The organism is Ralstonia sp. 22086 (assembly GCF_052045975.1).
In the GTDB taxonomy this organism is placed as follows: Bacteria; Pseudomonadota; Gammaproteobacteria; order Burkholderiales; family Burkholderiaceae; genus Ralstonia; species Ralstonia wenshanensis.
On record NZ_JBQEPZ010000001.1, the window covers coordinates 225,825 to 241,542 of the forward strand.

General features: G+C 62.4%; 13 protein-coding genes. 10 read left to right on the top strand and 3 right to left on the bottom strand.

Going from position 1 to position 15,718, the window contains the following annotated elements; genetic code table 11:
- Nucleotides 1–112 precede the first annotated feature (112 nt).
- From aceE to lpdA, 4 genes are all read left to right on the top strand, one after another.
- Nucleotides 113–2,803 (top strand): pyruvate dehydrogenase (acetyl-transferring), homodimeric type, encoded by a 2,691-nt coding sequence (gene aceE, locus ACTJK6_RS01080; RefSeq protein WP_232042947.1) that lies wholly within the window; start codon nt 113–115, stop codon nt 2,801–2,803.
- Between the two features lie 152 nt (nt 2,804–2,955).
- Nucleotides 2,956–4,629 (top strand): dihydrolipoyllysine-residue acetyltransferase, encoded by a 1,674-nt coding sequence (gene aceF / locus ACTJK6_RS01085; RefSeq protein ID WP_440838161.1) that lies wholly within the window; start codon nt 2,956–2,958, stop codon nt 4,627–4,629.
- A 105-nt stretch (nt 4,630–4,734) separates the two neighbouring features.
- A complete protein-coding gene (locus ACTJK6_RS01090; protein ID WP_252691464.1) occupies nt 4,735–5,307 on the top strand; it encodes an MFS transporter in 573 nt (190 codons plus the stop codon).
- A 58-nt stretch (nt 5,308–5,365) separates the two neighbouring features.
- Nucleotides 5,366–7,147: a dihydrolipoyl dehydrogenase gene (lpdA, locus tag ACTJK6_RS01095; protein WP_260802376.1), complete on the top strand. Its 1,782-nt coding sequence runs from the start codon at nt 5,366–5,368 to the stop codon at nt 7,145–7,147.
- Nucleotides 7,148–7,253: 106 nt separating this feature from the next.
- On the opposite strand, the gene ACTJK6_RS01100 is transcribed toward lpdA, so the two are convergent.
- Nucleotides 7,254–7,814: a hypothetical protein gene (locus ACTJK6_RS01100; RefSeq protein WP_440075973.1), complete on the bottom strand. Its 561-nt coding sequence runs from the start codon at nt 7,812–7,814 to the stop codon at nt 7,254–7,256.
- Between the two features lie 338 nt (nt 7,815–8,152).
- Complete coding sequence (locus tag ACTJK6_RS01105; RefSeq protein WP_024975535.1) at nt 8,153–8,734, bottom strand: phasin family protein; 582 nt, start codon at nt 8,732–8,734, stop codon at nt 8,153–8,155.
- A 357-nt stretch (nt 8,735–9,091) separates the two neighbouring features.
- Here ACTJK6_RS01105 and ACTJK6_RS01110 point away from each other — a divergent pair, with 357 nt between their 5' ends.
- The 5 genes from ACTJK6_RS01110 (at nt 9,092) to pbpG (ending at nt 13,875) form a co-directional block, all read left to right on the top strand.
- A complete protein-coding gene (locus ACTJK6_RS01110; protein WP_440838162.1) occupies nt 9,092–10,099 on the top strand; it encodes a histone deacetylase family protein in 1,008 nt (335 codons plus the stop codon).
- The gene (locus tag ACTJK6_RS01115; RefSeq protein ID WP_440838163.1) at nt 10,096–11,013 is read left to right on the top strand and encodes a DMT family transporter; all 918 of its coding nucleotides are present in this window, start codon (nt 10,096–10,098) and stop codon (nt 11,011–11,013) included. Before ACTJK6_RS01110 ends, ACTJK6_RS01115 begins: the two co-directional genes overlap by 4 nt.
- Nucleotides 11,014–11,071: 58 nt before the next feature.
- Complete coding sequence (locus tag ACTJK6_RS01120; protein WP_440838164.1) at nt 11,072–11,515, top strand: acyl-CoA thioesterase; 444 nt, start codon at nt 11,072–11,074, stop codon at nt 11,513–11,515.
- 15 nt (nt 11,516–11,530) lie between these two features.
- Entirely contained in the window at nt 11,531–12,238 is a 708-nt protein-coding gene (locus tag ACTJK6_RS01125; RefSeq protein WP_440838165.1) for a nitroreductase, read from the top strand.
- A gap of 440 nt (nt 12,239–12,678) precedes the next feature.
- The gene (gene pbpG, locus ACTJK6_RS01130) at nt 12,679–13,875 is read left to right on the top strand and encodes a D-alanyl-D-alanine endopeptidase (protein WP_316871189.1); all 1,197 of its coding nucleotides are present in this window, start codon (nt 12,679–12,681) and stop codon (nt 13,873–13,875) included.
- 67 nt (nt 13,876–13,942) lie between these two features.
- Here pbpG and ACTJK6_RS01135 read toward each other — a convergent pair whose 3' ends face one another.
- Nucleotides 13,943–14,740 (bottom strand): IclR family transcriptional regulator, encoded by a 798-nt coding sequence (locus ACTJK6_RS01135; protein ID WP_232042937.1) that lies wholly within the window; start codon nt 14,738–14,740, stop codon nt 13,943–13,945.
- A 239-nt stretch (nt 14,741–14,979) separates the two neighbouring features.
- Here ACTJK6_RS01135 and ACTJK6_RS01140 point away from each other — a divergent pair, with 239 nt between their 5' ends.
- Nucleotides 14,980–15,705 (top strand): (Fe-S)-binding protein, encoded by a 726-nt coding sequence (locus ACTJK6_RS01140; RefSeq protein ID WP_260802381.1) that lies wholly within the window; start codon nt 14,980–14,982, stop codon nt 15,703–15,705.
- Nucleotides 15,706–15,718: the final 13 nt, after the last annotated feature.

Sequence of the window (15,718 nt, forward strand, 5' to 3'; positions counted from 1 at the left end):
CCATAGAATCAGCGCAAAAGTCGGGGTGGCCCTTGCGTGCGTGCAAACGCGTGTAGCAGTGGGGCACCTCACAAGAGACGCAACTATCGTTACTGCTACCAAGGAGACCGCCATGTCGGCCGTACCAGAACAAGTCCTGGGTGCCACGAGCGCCAGCGACGTTGATCCCCAGGAAACCAAGGAATGGCTGGAGGCGCTGCAAGGCGTCATCGGCGCGGAAGGCCCGCAACGTGCGGCGTTCCTCCTCGACAAGCAGATCGAATACGCACGCATTAACGGCGTGACGTCTCCGCTGCACGCAGAAACCCCCTATATCAATACGATCCCGGTTGAGAACCAGGACCGCATTCCTGGCAACCAGGAAATCGAGCATCGCATCCGCTCGTACACGCGCTGGAACGCCATGGCGATGGTGCTGCGTGCGAACAAGGACACGAACGTCGGCGGTCATATCTCGTCGTTCGCTTCGGCGGCCACGCTGTATGACGTCGGCTACAACCACTTCTGGCACGCCCCGTCTGACAAGCACGGTGGCGACATGGTGTTCGTGCAGGGCCACTCGGCGCCGGGCGTGTACTCGCGCGCTTTCCTGCTGGGCCGTCTGAGCGAAGAGCAACTCGACAGCTTCCGCCAGGAAGTCGACGGCAAGGGCATCTCGTCGTACCCGCACCCGTGGCTGATGCCGGATTTCTGGCAATTTCCGACCGTGTCGATGGGCCTGGGCCCGATCATGGCGATCTACCAGGCGCGCTTCACCAAGTACCTGGCTAGCCGCGGCCTGATCCAGAACTGGGAAAACCGCAAGGTCTGGGCTTTCCTGGGCGATGGCGAAACCGACGAGCCGGAATCACTGGGCGCGATCGGCATGGCTGGCCGTGAAAAGCTGGACAACCTCGTCTTCGTGATCAACTGCAACCTGCAGCGCCTGGACGGCCCGGTGCGTGGCAACGGCAAGATCATCCAAGAACTGGAATCGGAATTCCGCGGCGCCGGCTGGAACGTCATCAAGGTCATTTGGGGCAGCCGCTGGGATCAACTGCTCGCCCGCGATACCAAGGGCCTGCTGATGAGCCGCATGATGGAATGCGTCGACGGCGAGTACCAGACCTTCAAGTCCAAGAGCGGCGCCTATGTGCGCGAGCACTTCTTCAACACGCCGGAACTGAAGGCCATGGTGGCCGACTGGTCCGACGACGACATCTGGGCGCTGAACCGTGGCGGCCATGATCCGCACAAGATCTACGCGGCATTCCAGTCGGCAAGCAACCACAAGGGCCAGCCGACCGTCATTCTCGCCAAGACCATCAAGGGCTACGGCATGGGCGAAGCCGGCGAGGCGATGAACATCGCCCACCAGCAGAAGAAGATGCCGGTGGACGCCATCCGCAAGCTGCGCGATCGCTTCAACATCCCGGTTGCCGACGATCAGCTCGAGCACGTTCCGTACGTCAAGTTCGAAGAAGGCTCGAAGGAACTCGAATACATGCGCAAGGCGCGCATGGACCTGGGCGGCTACCTGCCGGCCCGTCGCCAGAAGGCCGACCCGCTGCAGATTCCGGCGCTGGCCGCGTTCGACGCATTGCTCAAGGCCACCGGCGAAGGCCGTGAAGTGTCCACGACGATGGCGTTCGTGCGCATTCTGAACATCCTGCTGAAGGACAAGAACATCGGTAAGCACGTCGTGCCCATCGTGCCCGATGAGTCGCGCACGTTCGGCATGGAAGGCCTGTTCCGCCAGGTTGGTATCTGGAACCAGGAAGGCCAGAAGTACGTGCCGCAGGATCACGACCAACTGATGTTCTACAAGGAATCGCAGACGGGTCAGGTGCTGCAGGAAGGCATTAACGAAGCCGGCGCCATGTGCGACTGGATTGCCGCCGCCACGTCGTATTCGACGCATGGCGTGGCGATGATCCCGTTCTACATCTACTACTCGATGTTCGGCATCCAGCGTATCGGCGACCTCTGCTGGGCCGCTGGCGACATGCGTTCGCGCGGCTTCCTGCTGGGCGGCACCGCAGGCCGTACCACGCTGAACGGCGAAGGCCTGCAGCACGAAGACGGCCACTCGCACGTGTACCACGCAGCTATCCCGAACTGCATTTCGTATGACCCGACCTTCCAGTACGAACTGGCGGTGGTGATGCAAGACGGCCTGCGTCGCATGTATGTCGAGCAGGAAGACGTCTATTACTACTTGACGGTGATGAACGAAAACTACGAGCACCCGGAAATGCCGGCGGGTGTCGAGGCGGACATCATCAAGGGGATGTATCAGTTCAAGAAGGGCGTCGAGAACAGCAACGCACCGCGCGTGCAACTGCTGGGCTCGGGCACGATCTTCCGTGAAGTGATTGCTGCGGCCGAGTTGCTGAAGAAGGACTGGGGCGTCGAATCCGACCTGTGGGGCTGCCCGAGCTTTACCGAGCTGGCCCGCGAAGGCAACGCCACCGCACGCTGGAACCTGCTCAACCCGACGGCTCCGCAACGCGAGTCGCACGTCGAGAAGCTGCTCAAGAACGCACGCGGTCCGGTCATCGCATCGACCGACTATGTTCGTACCTTCGCCGAGCAGATCCGCGCCTTTGTGCCGCGTCGCTACGTGGTGCTGGGCACCGACGGCTTCGGCCGCTCGGATACCCGCGAGAAGCTGCGTCACTTCTTCGAGGTGGACCGCTACTGGGTGACGGTCGCGTCGCTCAAGGCGCTCGCCGACGAAGGCGTGCTGCCGCGCGAAAAGGTGGCCGAGGCACTGAAGAAGTACAACCTCGATCCGAACAAGCCCAACCCGATGACCGTATAACGGAGCCGCCGGGCGCGTGGGTTGCGTCCCGGCCGGGCACCGCCCCGACAGACTTCCCGCAACGTGCATTTGCCTGCACGATGCGGTAGCCTGCGGGGCAATGCGTGTCCGCCGCCGGATGCTCTCGCCGCCAGACCTCTGGAGACAGAAGAATGAGTCAAGTCGTAGAAATCAAGGTGCCGGACATCGGCGACTACAAAGACGTCCCGGTGATCGAAGTGCTGGTCAAGGCGGGCGATACCGTCAACGCCGAGGATTCGCTGGTCACGCTGGAATCGGACAAGGCGACCATGGACGTGCCCTCGCCCAAGAGCGGCGTCGTCAAGGAAGTGAAGATCAAGGTGGGCGACACCGTGTCGGAAGGCTCGCTGGTGCTGCTGCTCGAAGAGCAGGGCGCTGCTGCCGTGCCGGCCCCGGCGCCCCAAGCTGCACCCGCGCCGGCTCCGGCCGCTGCTGTGCCGGCGCCCGCACCTGCCGCACAAGCGCCTGCCCCTGCGCCGGCTGCCGCCGGTGGCGGCACCGTTGAAGTGAAGGTGCCGGACATTGGCGACTACACCGACGTGCCGGTCATCGAGATCAGCGTGAAGGTGGGCGACAAGGTGGAAGCCGAGCAATCGCTGATCACGCTCGAGTCGGACAAGGCCACGATGGATGTACCTTCGCCGGCCGCTGGTGTCGTCAAGGAAATCCGCGTGAAGGTTGGCGATGCCGTGTCGCAAGGCACGCTGATCGTCGTGCTGGAAGGCGCAGGCGGCGCTGCCGCTGCACCGGCACCTGCACAAGCTCCGGCCCCGGCCCCGGTTGCCGCTGCACCGAGCCCGGCCCCTGCGGCTGCGCCCGCAGCCGCTCCGGCCGCAGCGCCCGCTACGTACACCGCCGATACGGTTGGTACGGTGGGCAAGGCCGCGCACGCCAGCCCGTCGGTGCGCAAGTACGCGCGTGAGCTGGGCGTGGACGTCCACCTCGTTGGCGGCACGGGCCCGAAAAACCGCATCACGCAGGAAGACGTGCAGCGCTACGTCAAGGGCGTGATGAGTGGCCAGGCCGCGGCGCCTGGCAAGGCTGCGGCGGGTGCGCCGGCCGGCGGTGGCGAGCTGAACCTGCTGCCGTGGCCGAAGGTCGACTTCACCAAGTTCGGCCCGATCGATCCGAAGCCGCTGTCGCGCATCAAGAAGATTTCGGGTGCAAACCTGCACCGCAACTGGGTCATGATCCCGCACGTCACCAACAACGACGAAGCGGACATCACCGAGCTGGAAGCCTTCCGCGTGCAGATGAACAAGGACCACGAAAAGGCCGGCGTGAAGTTCACGATGCTGGCGTTCGTGATCAAGGCAGTCGTTGGTGCGCTCAAAAAATTCCCGACCTTCAACGCTAGCCTGGACGGCGACAACCTCGTCTTCAAGCAGTATTTCCACATCGGCTTTGCGGCCGATACGCCCAACGGGCTGGTAGTGCCGGTGATCCGCGATGCGGACAAGAAGGGCCTGATCGACATCGCCAAGGAAATGGCGGACCTGTCGAAGGCTGCCCGCGAAGGCAAGCTCAAGCCGGACCAGATGCAGGGCGGCTGCTTCTCGATCTCTTCGCTGGGTGGTATTGGCGGCACGAACTTCACGCCGATCATCAACGCACCGGAAGTGGCGATCCTGGGCCTGTCGCGCGGCTATCAGAAGCCGGTTTGGGACGGCAAGCAATTCGTGCCGCGCCTGACGCTGCCACTGTCGCTGTCGTACGATCACCGCGTGATCGACGGCGCGGAGGCTGCGCGCTTCAACGCGTATCTGGCCAGCGTGCTGGCGGACTTCCGCCGCGTCAGCCTGTAAGCCCACGCGGGCTCGGCACGCATCTGGCTTCGAGCCTGTGCGTGCCGGCCCGCATGGGTTTGCAGCGGTCGGCGGACTGGTCAGTGGACTGATGGCGAGGACGACATGACGACGTGCGTGGTGGTCAAGAAAGACGGCGAAGTGGCGATTGCGGCCGATTCACTCGTGACGTTTGGCGATACGCGCCTGGCGCGCGGCTACGAGCAGAACCAGAAGATCTTCCAGGTGGGAGATTCGCTGATCGCGCTGGCGGGCACGACGGCCCACTTTCCGGTCATGCGGAGCCTGCTGGCGGGGCTGGCCGATGAGTGCCGTCTCGGCACGCGCGACGACGTCTTCCGAACCTTCCTCAAGGTGCACGAAAAGCTCAAGGACGAGTATTTCGTCAACACCAAGGAAGACGATGACGACCCGTACGAGTCGTCGCAGATCACCTGCCTGATCGCCAACGCAACCGGCATCTACGGCGTCTATTCGTACCGCGAAGTGTTTGCGTTCGACCGCTTTTGGGGCATCGGCTCGGGGCGCAACTTTGCGCTGGGGGCGATGTCGGCGGTGTTCGATATGCCGGGCAAGTCGGCGGCGGACGTTGCACAGGTGGGCGTGTCGGCAGGCGTGGAGTTCGACAAGAGTTCGGGCGGCCCGATCGAAGTGCACACAGTCCGTCTGCAGGATTGAAAAGCGTCAGCGGGCCCGGGCGATGCCGGGTGCCGACGACAAGAACAAGGAGTCAGGAATGAGCGTGGTGGAAATCAAGGTGCCGGACATCGGCGATTTCGATGCGGTGGAAGTCATCGAAGTGCTGATCAAGGCGGGCGATACCGTGGCGCCCGAGCAGTCGCTGATCGTGCTGGAATCCGACAAGGCCAGCATGGAAGTGCCGTCGGACGTGGCCGGCAAGATTGTCGACGTGAAGGTCAAGGTGGGCGACAAGGTTAGCAAGGGCACGGTGATCGCGACGGCGGAAGCCGGCGCTGCTGCTGCTCCGGCGCCTGCTCAAGCTCCGGCTCCGGTGGCGGCGCCTGCTGCCGCACCGGCAGCATCGGCCCCCGCACCTCAAGCGGCCAAGCACGCCGGCGGCGCTGACATCGAATGCGACATGCTCGTCCTCGGCTCCGGCCCGGGCGGTTATTCGGCAGCCTTCCGCAGCGCCGATCTGGGCATGAACACCGTGCTGGTCGAGCGTTTCTCCACGCTGGGCGGTGTCTGCCTGAACGTGGGCTGCATCCCGTCGAAGGCGCTGCTGCACACGGCCGCCGTGATGGACGAAGTCAAGGCCATGGCCGCACACGGCATTGTCTACAGCGAGCCCACGGTTGATATCAACCAACTGCGCAAGCACAAGGAATCCGTCATCGGCAAGCTGACGGGCGGGCTGGCCGGCATGGCCAAGGCGCGCAAGGTGCAAGTCGTGCGCGGCGTCGGTACGTTCCTCGATCCGAACCATCTGGAAGTCCAGCTGACCGATGGCGCCGGCAAAGCGGCCACCGGTGAGAAGAAGGTCATCCGCTTTGCCAAGGCGATCATCGCTGCAGGTAGCGAGGCCGTGAAGCTGCCGTTCATCCCCGAAGATCCGCGTATTGTCGATTCGACCGGTGCACTGGAGCTGCGCGAAGTGCCGGCCAAGATGCTGGTTATCGGCGGTGGCATCATCGGCCTGGAAATGGCCACGGTGTACAGCACGCTGGGCACCCGCATCGACGTGGTGGAAATGCTCGACGGCCTGATGCAGGGCGCCGACCGCGACCTCGTCAAGGTGTGGGACAAGATGAACAAGAACCGCTTCGACAAGGTCATGCTCAAGACCAAGACGGTCGGGGTGGAAGCCAAACCGGACGGTATCTACGTCAAGTTCGAAGGCGAAGCCGCCCCGGCCGAGCCGCAGCGCTATGACATGGTGCTGGTGGCCGTGGGCCGCGCGCCAAACGGCAAGCGCATCGGCGCGGAAAAGGCTGGCGTGGCCGTGACCGACCGCGGCTTCATCGACGTGGACAAGCAGCAGCGCACGAATGTGCCGCACATCTTTGCGATCGGCGACATCGTCGGGCAGCCGATGCTGGCACACAAGGCCGTGCACGAGGGCCATGTGGCGGCCGAGGCCGCACATGGCGAGAAGGCGTATTTCGATGCCAAGCAGATTCCGTCGGTCGCCTATACCGATCCGGAAGTGGCCTGGGCAGGCCTGACCGAAGACCAGTGCAAGGCGCAGGGCATCAAGTATGGCAAGGGCGTCTTCCCGTGGGCTGCGTCGGGCCGCGCAATTGCCAACGGCCGCGACGAGGGCTTCACCAAGCTCATCTTCGACGAGGAAACCCACCGCATCATCGGTGGCGGCATCGTCGGCACGCATGCGGGCGACCTTATCGGCGAGGTTTGCCTGGCCATCGAGATGGGTGCGGATGCTGTGGATATCGGCAAGACCATCCACCCGCACCCGACGCTGGGTGAGTCGGTAGGTATGGCTGCAGAAATCTATGAGGGCGTTTGCACGGACGTGCCGCCGGCTCGCAAGCGTTGAACTGCAATTAACTGCCAGAATTCGGAGGCACCTTCGAAATCGAGCTGACAAAGGGAAGGGCCGCTCAATTGGGCGGCCCTTTGTCTTTGGAGTGACCGTTGGCCGGTCAGTGTCGAGGCTCGGCTCGGCGCCGATGCCGGCGTAGCAAGCGCACTGCCGCGATCAGGCGGCGCCATATTTGTTGCATTAGCCCATGTCGCCGGGCGCGCCAGACGGCGATTCGAACCTGAAGGGCTTGCCAGGTCGGCGTTGCCTGCAGGGCGGCAATCATGCGTTGCTTCCATGCCAGAAACGCGGATTCCCAGCGTGCATACCACGCGATCGTGTGCAACTGTGGCCGAACGGCGGAATAAATGCGCACGCCCAGCCCCGTACTGACGATTTTCGCCACAACCAGAACCAAGGCACCTGCAATGAGATGGCCCCGCGCCAGGACGTAGACGGCCGCAAGCTTGAACGGCAGCAATGCGAGCATGGGAAGGGCAAAGGCGCAGAGGGCTTCGATCGGCTCCAGCTGCGCCAACTTCCGCTCCGCCGCTTGGACCCAAGGGAGCGCCGCCAGACGGGCGGTTGCCTGCTGCATGACGTTCCATATCCACTCTTCTAACAGCAGGATAAGCGCAGCCGCGACGATCAGACTTCGCTTGGTCAGGGATTCGCGAGACATTGGGCAGGAGAGAGGGCGGTGAGCCGCAATACAGGATGGAGCGTCGGCTGCGTGCAAAAGTTCGCAATTTGAAGAGCGAAACGTTTCAGGCGCACACAAAAAACCCGGCCGAAGCCGGGCTAAAGGTACCCACTGATCACCACTGAGGACAGGTTTCGGTAGCGGGACCGAGGAGACAATCGAACGAACACGGTGGAATGGACCACCACCCGCGCATTTGGGTTCCGCGCAAATGCGCGCAAACGACGTGTTTGGAAGAATGGCTCGACGGCCAAAACAAAACGGGCCTCCCGGAGGAGGCCCGCTTGAACAAGCAGGTAGCTGCAGCAGCTTAGCGCTTAGGCAGCGGTCGTTGCCGACTTCTTGCCGGTAGCAGCGCGCGCTTGGGCGGATGCTTGGGCGGTTGCCTTGCTGGCAGCGTTGGCAGCAGCGTGGAAGTTGCTTTCAGCCAGTTCCACAGCTTGCTTGGTAGCCTTCTGCACCGAGTCGTACGCGTTGTTGGCGGCCGACAGGGCCGACTTCACCAGGGCAACTGCCGATTCCGAACCGGCCGGAGCGTTCTTCGACACGTTGTCGACGAGCGCTTGCAGCTTGCGGCTGTTTTCAGCGATTTGCACTTCAGCTGCCTTGCTGAATTCGGTTTGCGTGTCCGAAGCGATTTCGTACAGGTGACGGCTGTAAGCGAGAACCTTTTCAGCCAGGGGTTGCACGGCGGCGGTTTGCACCGACAGCAGCTCTTGGGCGTCCTTGGCGGTCAGTGCCTTCTTGGCATGTTCCACGTTCTCGGCCAGGGTAGCCTTGACGACCTGCAGGTTCAGTTCGACCAGCTTTTCGACGCCTTCAAATGCCTTGTTGGTCAGGCCGAAGAAGGTTTCCAGGTTGGCCTTGTGCGCCGCAGCGATCTGTTCCTGAGTCAGCATGTTGTCTCTCCAAATACAAAGGTGGGTCGGGGAATCAAAATGAAAATTTAGATCGCCCAGATGTACAAAGCATGACGGTCTGCGTCGGGCCTTCCAGGCGACATCGCGATCAAATTAGGGATGGTGCATCGCAACAATTTCATTGTTGTTGAATGTCCAACCAGTGTCAAGCGTCATTTGTGCATCGCACAAAAATCAAAAATCGTTGATTTTTTATGCACAGGAATTGCGCCGCAAACCGTTTGGCGGGATTTTTTGTGGCAGAAAAATGCGTGTCTGTGGTGCAGGCGAAATGCATTTGACCACTTCCGGCGGTAAATCCGTCTCAAAAAACACACGAGTGCAGCGTAGGTTAGGATGCGCCCGAGTGCCATTTTTGTTGCGTTGCGATTTCTGATTCACATGCGGGCGTTCTATACCGACCATTTTGTCTTGCCGCTGCCGCCTGGCCATCGGTTTCCGATGCGCAAGTACAGCGACCTGCGTGCACGGGTGTTAGCCGATGTGCCGGGGCTGTCCATGCATGAGGCGCCGCGCGCCGAGGACGACGCGTTGCTGCTAGCGCACACGACCGAATATGTTGAGGCCGTAAGCGCCGGTCGGCTTGACCCGGCGCGCCAGCGCGAGATCGGATTTCCTTGGTCGCCGGAAATGGTGGAGCGCAGCCGCCGTTCGGCCGGTGCGACGATGGCCGCAAGCGCAGCCGCGTTGGCGGATGGGATTGCCGTCAACCTGGCGGGCGGGACGCACCATGCCTATGCGGACAAGGGCGGCGGTTTCTGTGTTTTCAACGACGCGGCCATCGCCTCACTCTGGATGCAGCGCCAGTCAGGCAGGTCGCCGGCGGATTTTCCGGTCGCCATCATCGATCTGGACGTGCATCAGGGCAACGGCACGGCGTCGATTCTGCGCGATGACGCCACCGTTTTCACCTTGTCGCTGCACGGCGAGAAGAACTACCCGTTCCGTAAGGAAGCGTCGGATCTGGACATCGGCCTGCACGATGGCTGTGGCGACGAGGACTATCTGCAGGCGCTGACTGGCGCACTCGACATCCTGGCCGGGCGCTTCAAGCCGCAGTTGATCATCTATCTGGCCGGCGCGGATCCGCATGAAGGCGATCGCCTCGGCCGGCTCAAATTGACCCTGCAGGGTCTGGCCCGGCGCGATCAGGAAGTCTTCGACTTCGCCTATCAGCGTCGCATACCGATTGCCGTTACCATGGCGGGCGGCTATGGCAACAATATCGACGATACCGTGGCCGTCCACGCGCAGACCATCGCGCTGGCTGCCCGGCACGCACGGCGTTGGGCGGCTCGCGACGAGGCTGCCGCTGCATCGAACTTTCTTCCGCTTTCCGCATGACCCCAGCGTCTTCCGTCGCGCCAGCCTCAGCGCGCGGCTCCCTGTTTGTCGTCGCCATGCCATGGCTATTCGTGCTGATCTGGAGCACGGGCTTTATCGTGGCCAAGTACGGAATGCCGTACGCCGAGCCGATCACGTTCCTGTTTTTCCGCTTCGTTGGCGTGCTGGTGTGCTTGCTGCCGCTGGTATGGCTGGCGCGCGTGCCGCTGCCACGCCGCGCCGGCACGGCCGAGACCGATTGGGTGACGGTCGGCCACATCGCGGTGGCTGGTTTGCTGATGCAGTGGGGCTATCTGGCAGGTGTGTGGGCGTCGGTCAAGCTGGGCATGCCGGCAGGCATGACGGCGCTGATTGTCGGCATGCAGCCGATTCTGACGGCCCTGTATGTCTCGATGCGCGGGGAGCGTGTGTCGCGCCGCCAATGGGCGGGTCTACTGTGCGGCATCGCAGGTGTAGGCCTGGTGGTAGCGAATAAGCTGCATCTGGCGGGCGTAGGCGCGACGACGCTTGCACTTTGCGTGGGCGCGTTGCTGTCGATCACCGTAGGCACGCTGTATCAAAAGCGCCATTGCCCGGTGTTTGATTTGCGGATGGGCGCGTGCATCCAGTTCGGGGCGTCGGCGCTGCTGTGTCTGCCGTTCATGTTCCTGTTTGAGACGCGCGAGGTGCATTGGACGCTGCCGATGATCGGGTCGCTGGTGTGGTCGGTGCTGGCGCTGTCGATTGGGGCTATTTCTCTGCTGTTTGTGCTGATCCGCAAGGGCGCGGCCACCAAGGTGACGTCGCTCTTGTATCTCACGCCGCCGACGACCGCCGTGATGGCCTGGGCCTTGTTTGGGGAGCGTTTTCCGCCGCTGGCAGCGCTCGGCATGGTGATTGCCGCGTGTGGTGTGGCGCTCGTCATCCGCAGGTGACCGAGGTTCAGGGGCTGGCGTATCCTGATCACTTTTCATTGCCACCCGCCAGCTGCCCATGAGTACGCCACGCCAGACGCGCGACGACTACCGCCACTTCCAGACCATCACCACGCGCTGGATGGACAACGACGTCTACGGCCACGTCAACAACGTCGTCTATTACAGCTACTTCGACACCGTGGTGAACGCCTACCTGATCCAGCAGGGCGTGCTGGATCCGGGGCATAGCGACACCATCGGCCTTGTCATCGAGACGCAATGCAATTACTTCGCGCCGCTCTCGTTTCCCGACCCGGTCGTGGCAGGGCTGCGGGTTGCGCGCCTGGGCAACACGAGCGTGCGCTATGAGGTGGGCCTGTTCCGCGGCGACGCGCAAGAGGCCGCAGCGCAGGGGCATTTCGTGCACGTCTATGTCGACCGCGAAACGCGTCGACCGGTGCCGCTGCCCGATGCGCTGCGTGCCGTGCTTGAGCCGCTTGCGTCCAATATCCCCGCTTGAATGTTGCGCATCGCCATGACCGACCGACGTCCCGTCTCCGCAGAAGTCGAACTCGTGGATCAGGCAATCACTTCGCGCCGGTCCGTTCGCGCGTTCCTGCCGACGCCCGTTGCCCGCGAAGACATCGAAGCGATCCTCGACGTGGCGCGCCGTGCGCCGTCCGGCAGCAATACGCAGCCGTGGAAGGTCTATGTGCTGACGGGCGAAACCAAGGCGCGCTTGTCCGAGTCCGTGTTGGCGGCGTATGACCATCCGGAGGTCGATACGCTGCATCGAGAGGAGTATCCGTACTACCCGCGCACGTGGATTGATCCGTACCAGGGCCGGCGCCGCAAGGTCGGCTGGGATCTCTATGGCTTGCTCGGTATCGAGCGCGCCGACAAGAAACGCATGCACGCGCAGCACGCCCGCAACTTCCGCTTCTTCGATGCGCCGGTTGGCATCATCTTTACGATCGACCGCGTAATGGAGCAGGGCAGTTGGCTCGATTACGGCATGTTTCTAGAGGCCGTAATGGTGGCGGCGCGTGCTCGCGGCATCGATACGTGTCCACAGGCCGCTTTCACGCAGTTCCATCGGATCATCGCCGAGCATCTCGCGCTGACCGAAGATGAGATGGTCGTCTGCGGTATGTCGATGGGTTATGCGAACCTCGCTGCCATCGAGAACACGCTCATCACCGAGCGCGCACCTGTCTCCGACTTCACTCGCTTTCTCGATTGACGTCGTCATCGCGCGACCGCCTGCTCGCTACAGCGCACATCTTCGTGCAAAGCGAGAATTGGCGGAGAAAAGTCGTCGAATTATGTCAACAGATACGGCCGATCCGTCGTTAGACTTTGGTCTGCGACTCAGCGTGCGACGTGCGCGTGTTGTGAGGAGGTGTTGGAGCGAGTTGTATACCGTGATTGTCGGCATGCACGACGGAGTTCACGGGGTACGTTCTCAGATTCCGGTGCTGATTCCGCACTGCCGCTCATGTGCAGCTTGCGCAACTTTCTTCGCGGTTGGGATTCTGCTGCGGCAGACAATTGCGTCGAAATGATGACCGAATGATAAGGCTCCCGAGGTCAAACTTTAAGGCCGTGAGCTAAGTCCTTCATCTTGCTAAGAATTTTGTTTTTGCCTACACTTGCGCCATCTCACGCGCGGGTGATCGAACCATGTCACGGTCTGTTTCCTCATTTTTTCGACGTCTCGGCTTCGTTTCGCTGATGACCGTCGCGCTCGCTGCCGTCTCCGTCGCTACCGTGGCCAACGCTGCCACGAGCGACAAAAAGCCCGCTGCCAGCAAGAAAGCCAAAGTCAAATCCAAGGGTAAGACCGTCGTCAATCGCAAGGCCAGCGCCAAAGTCGCGGCTGCGAGCAGCGATGAGGTCGCCTCCACCAAAGTCCGCAAGGTTGTCACCGTCAAAGGCAAGCGCCGCGTGATCATGGTCGAGCGCGGTGCGCGTCCGGTGCGTGCGTCCTTCGTGCCGGCATCCCCGACGCTTGGTGAAGCGATGGGTCTGCGTTCGACGCCCGATGCGTTGGCGCTGCGTTCCTCCGTCGCCCTGGTGATGGACCAGAACAACGGCGAAGTGCTGTTCCAGAAGAATTCGTCGGCTGTGTTGCCGATTGCGTCGATCACCAAGCTGATGACTGCGCTGGTCGTGACCGATGCACATCAGCCGATGGACGAGCTGCTTGAAATCACGGATGAAGATCGTGACTACGAGCGCAACACCGGCTCGCGCCTGCGCTTCGGCACGATGCTCACGCGTGAAGACCTGCTGCTGCTGGCGCTGATGTCGTCGGAAAACCGTGCAGCCTCGGCGCTGGGTCGCAACTATCCGGGCGGTCGTCCTGCATTCGTTGCCGCCATGAACCGCAAGGCGCATGAGCTGGGCATGAACGACACGCACTATGTGGATTCGAACGGCCTGTCGAGCAGCAACGTGTCGAGCGCGCAGGACCTCGCCAAGATCGTGATGGCCGCCTACAAGGTGCCGCTCATTCGTCAATTCACCACCACCCCTGAACATACGGTCAACGCCAACGGCCGCACGCTGCACTACGTCAACACCAACCGTCTGGTGCGTGGCGGCGAGTGGGATATCGGTCTGCAGAAGACCGGCTTCATCAACGAAGCTGGCCGCTGCCTGGTGATGCAGGCCAACGTGCATGGCCGCAACGTCGTGATGGTGTTCCTGGATTCGGCTGGCAACCTCACGCGCTTTGCAGACGCCACACGCGTGCGCAATTGGCTGGAGCGCAACCCGCACATCGAGCCGGCCACGCAAGCTGCTGCGCCGTTGCGGAATGTACCTGTGTCGACGCAGCCGGCAACCGTGCTGGCCTCGGAGCAGCACGGCGCCTGAGCCGCGGCTTCGCCCAACAAAAAAGCGCGTCATTGAACGCGCTTTTTTGTTGGGCGGAATCAGCGGCTCACTCTGCGCGCACGGCGTCCCCTTCGTATGTGTAGCCCATGCCTTTGGAGATCTGTAGCGCGGTGTCCTTGAGGTTGTCGAGCCAACTCTCCTGCAATCGATCTGCCGGCGCAGACAGCGACAGACCTGCCACCAGCCGCCGCGAATCATCGTAGATCCCGGCAGCGATACAGCGCACGCCGAGTTCCAGTTCTTCGTTGTCACGTGCGTAGCCATTCGTGCGTACCCAGTTGAGTTCGCGTTCGAGCTTGGGCAGGTCCGTGATCGAGGTGCGGGTGTGGCCTGACAAACCGGTACGCGTGGCATAGGCTCGCACACGGCCGACTTCGTCTGCAGCCAGGAATAGCTTGCCGACCGAAGTCAAATGCAGCGGCGCGCGGCCACCGATGGCGCGCACCACCTGCATGCCCGAGCGTTCGGAATATGCGCGCTCGATGTAGACGATTTCATCGCCCTGGCGCACCGAAAGATTGACGGTCTGGCCGGTCAGGCGATGCAAGGCGCGCATCGGAGCGAGGGCCGCTTCACGCACCGAGAGGCGTGCCTTGACGAGGTTGCCCAGCTCCAGCAGACGCATGCCCAGACGGTAGCTGCCCGGGTCGGAGCGATCGACGAAGCGGCAAGCCACCATGTCGTTCAGGATGCGGTGCGCGGTAGACGGGTGCAGGCCGGTGCTGGCGGAGAGCGCCTTCAGGCTGACCGGATCTGCGTGGTCGGCAAGCGCGTCGAGCAGCATCATCATGCGTTCGATGACCTGAATGGACGTCTTGCCGGGGTCCTTGTCTGCTTCTGCCATGGGTGCAGTGGGTTGCGGATGCGATGCAAAATTCTATCCCACGATGTGAAAATGCGCACCATCCCGACGCATGATTCCCGGTATTTTTGAGGAATTTCTCGGTCGGCCGGCTACTGTGCTTGACGGGCCCCGTGAAGCACACTCACGACTGGCATGAAGAAGTTCTGTGCCTTGAGGGCCGCGCCGGACATGACAGCGGGCGCATAATGGCGGCTTCCCGCAGAACACAAGAGACTCCCATGCGCGTAGGTTTGTTCGTCACTTGCCTCATTGATCTGATGCGGCCCGACATCGGGTTTTCGGTGCTTAAGCTGCTGGAAAAGGCCGGCTACGACGTCGTCGTGCCGCCCGCGCAGACCTGCTGCGGCCAGCCCGCCTACAACTCCGGCGATCGGCCGCTGGCGCGCGATCTGGCGGAGAAAACGCTCAAGGAATTCGAGCAGTTCGACTACGTCGTCATTCCGTCTGGCTCGTGCGGCGGCATGATCCGCAAGGGCTACGCCGATCTCTTTCGAGATGATCCGGAGCTCGCGGGCCGCTACGAGCGCCTGGCGCCGCGTGTGTACGAATTGACGGACTTTCTCGTCAACGTGGCCCGTGTCGAGACGCTCGATTCCCAATTTCACGGCCACGTGACGTACCACGATTCGTGCTCCGGGCTGCGCGAGCTGGGCGTGAAAACACAGCCGCGAGAGCTGCTCGGCAAACTGGAGGGTGTGCAATTGACCGAGATGCCCGCCTGCGAAGCATGCTGCGGCTTCGGCGGCACGTTCTCGATCAAGTACGGCGATATCTCCACCGCCATCGCGGATGAGAAATGCGCCAACATCAAGGCCAGCGGCGCCGATGCCGTGGTGCTTGGGGATGTGGGCTGCATGCTCAACATCGAAGGCCGGCTGCGCCGTACTGGCGACACGCACACGCGTGTGCTGCACATCGCGCAAGTCCTTGCCGGCGACGCGTAAATCGCAACTGCCC

Bases quoted from the DNA above. Each gene is read 5' to 3' on its own strand.
- aceE (WP_232042947.1), top strand. From the start codon at position 113: ATGTCGGCCGTACCAGAACAAGTCCTGGGTGCCACGAGCGCCAGCGAC.
- aceF (WP_440838161.1), top strand. From the start codon at position 2,956: ATGAGTCAAGTCGTAGAAATCAAGGTGCCGGACATCGGCGACTACAAA.
- ACTJK6_RS01090 (WP_252691464.1), top strand. From the start codon at position 4,735: ATGACGACGTGCGTGGTGGTCAAGAAAGACGGCGAAGTGGCGATTGCG.
- lpdA (WP_260802376.1), top strand. From the start codon at position 5,366: ATGAGCGTGGTGGAAATCAAGGTGCCGGACATCGGCGATTTCGATGCG.
- ACTJK6_RS01100 (WP_440075973.1), bottom strand. From the start codon at position 7,814: ATGTCTCGCGAATCCCTGACCAAGCGAAGTCTGATCGTCGCGGCTGCG.
- ACTJK6_RS01105 (WP_024975535.1), bottom strand. From the start codon at position 8,734: ATGCTGACTCAGGAACAGATCGCTGCGGCGCACAAGGCCAACCTGGAA.
- ACTJK6_RS01110 (WP_440838162.1), top strand. From the start codon at position 9,092: ATGCGCCCGAGTGCCATTTTTGTTGCGTTGCGATTTCTGATTCACATG.
- ACTJK6_RS01115 (WP_440838163.1), top strand. From the start codon at position 10,096: ATGACCCCAGCGTCTTCCGTCGCGCCAGCCTCAGCGCGCGGCTCCCTG.
- ACTJK6_RS01120 (WP_440838164.1), top strand. From the start codon at position 11,072: ATGAGTACGCCACGCCAGACGCGCGACGACTACCGCCACTTCCAGACC.
- ACTJK6_RS01125 (WP_440838165.1), top strand. From the start codon at position 11,531: ATGACCGACCGACGTCCCGTCTCCGCAGAAGTCGAACTCGTGGATCAG.
- pbpG (WP_316871189.1), top strand. From the start codon at position 12,679: ATGTCACGGTCTGTTTCCTCATTTTTTCGACGTCTCGGCTTCGTTTCG.
- ACTJK6_RS01135 (WP_232042937.1), bottom strand. From the start codon at position 14,740: ATGGCAGAAGCAGACAAGGACCCCGGCAAGACGTCCATTCAGGTCATC.
- ACTJK6_RS01140 (WP_260802381.1), top strand. From the start codon at position 14,980: ATGCGCGTAGGTTTGTTCGTCACTTGCCTCATTGATCTGATGCGGCCC.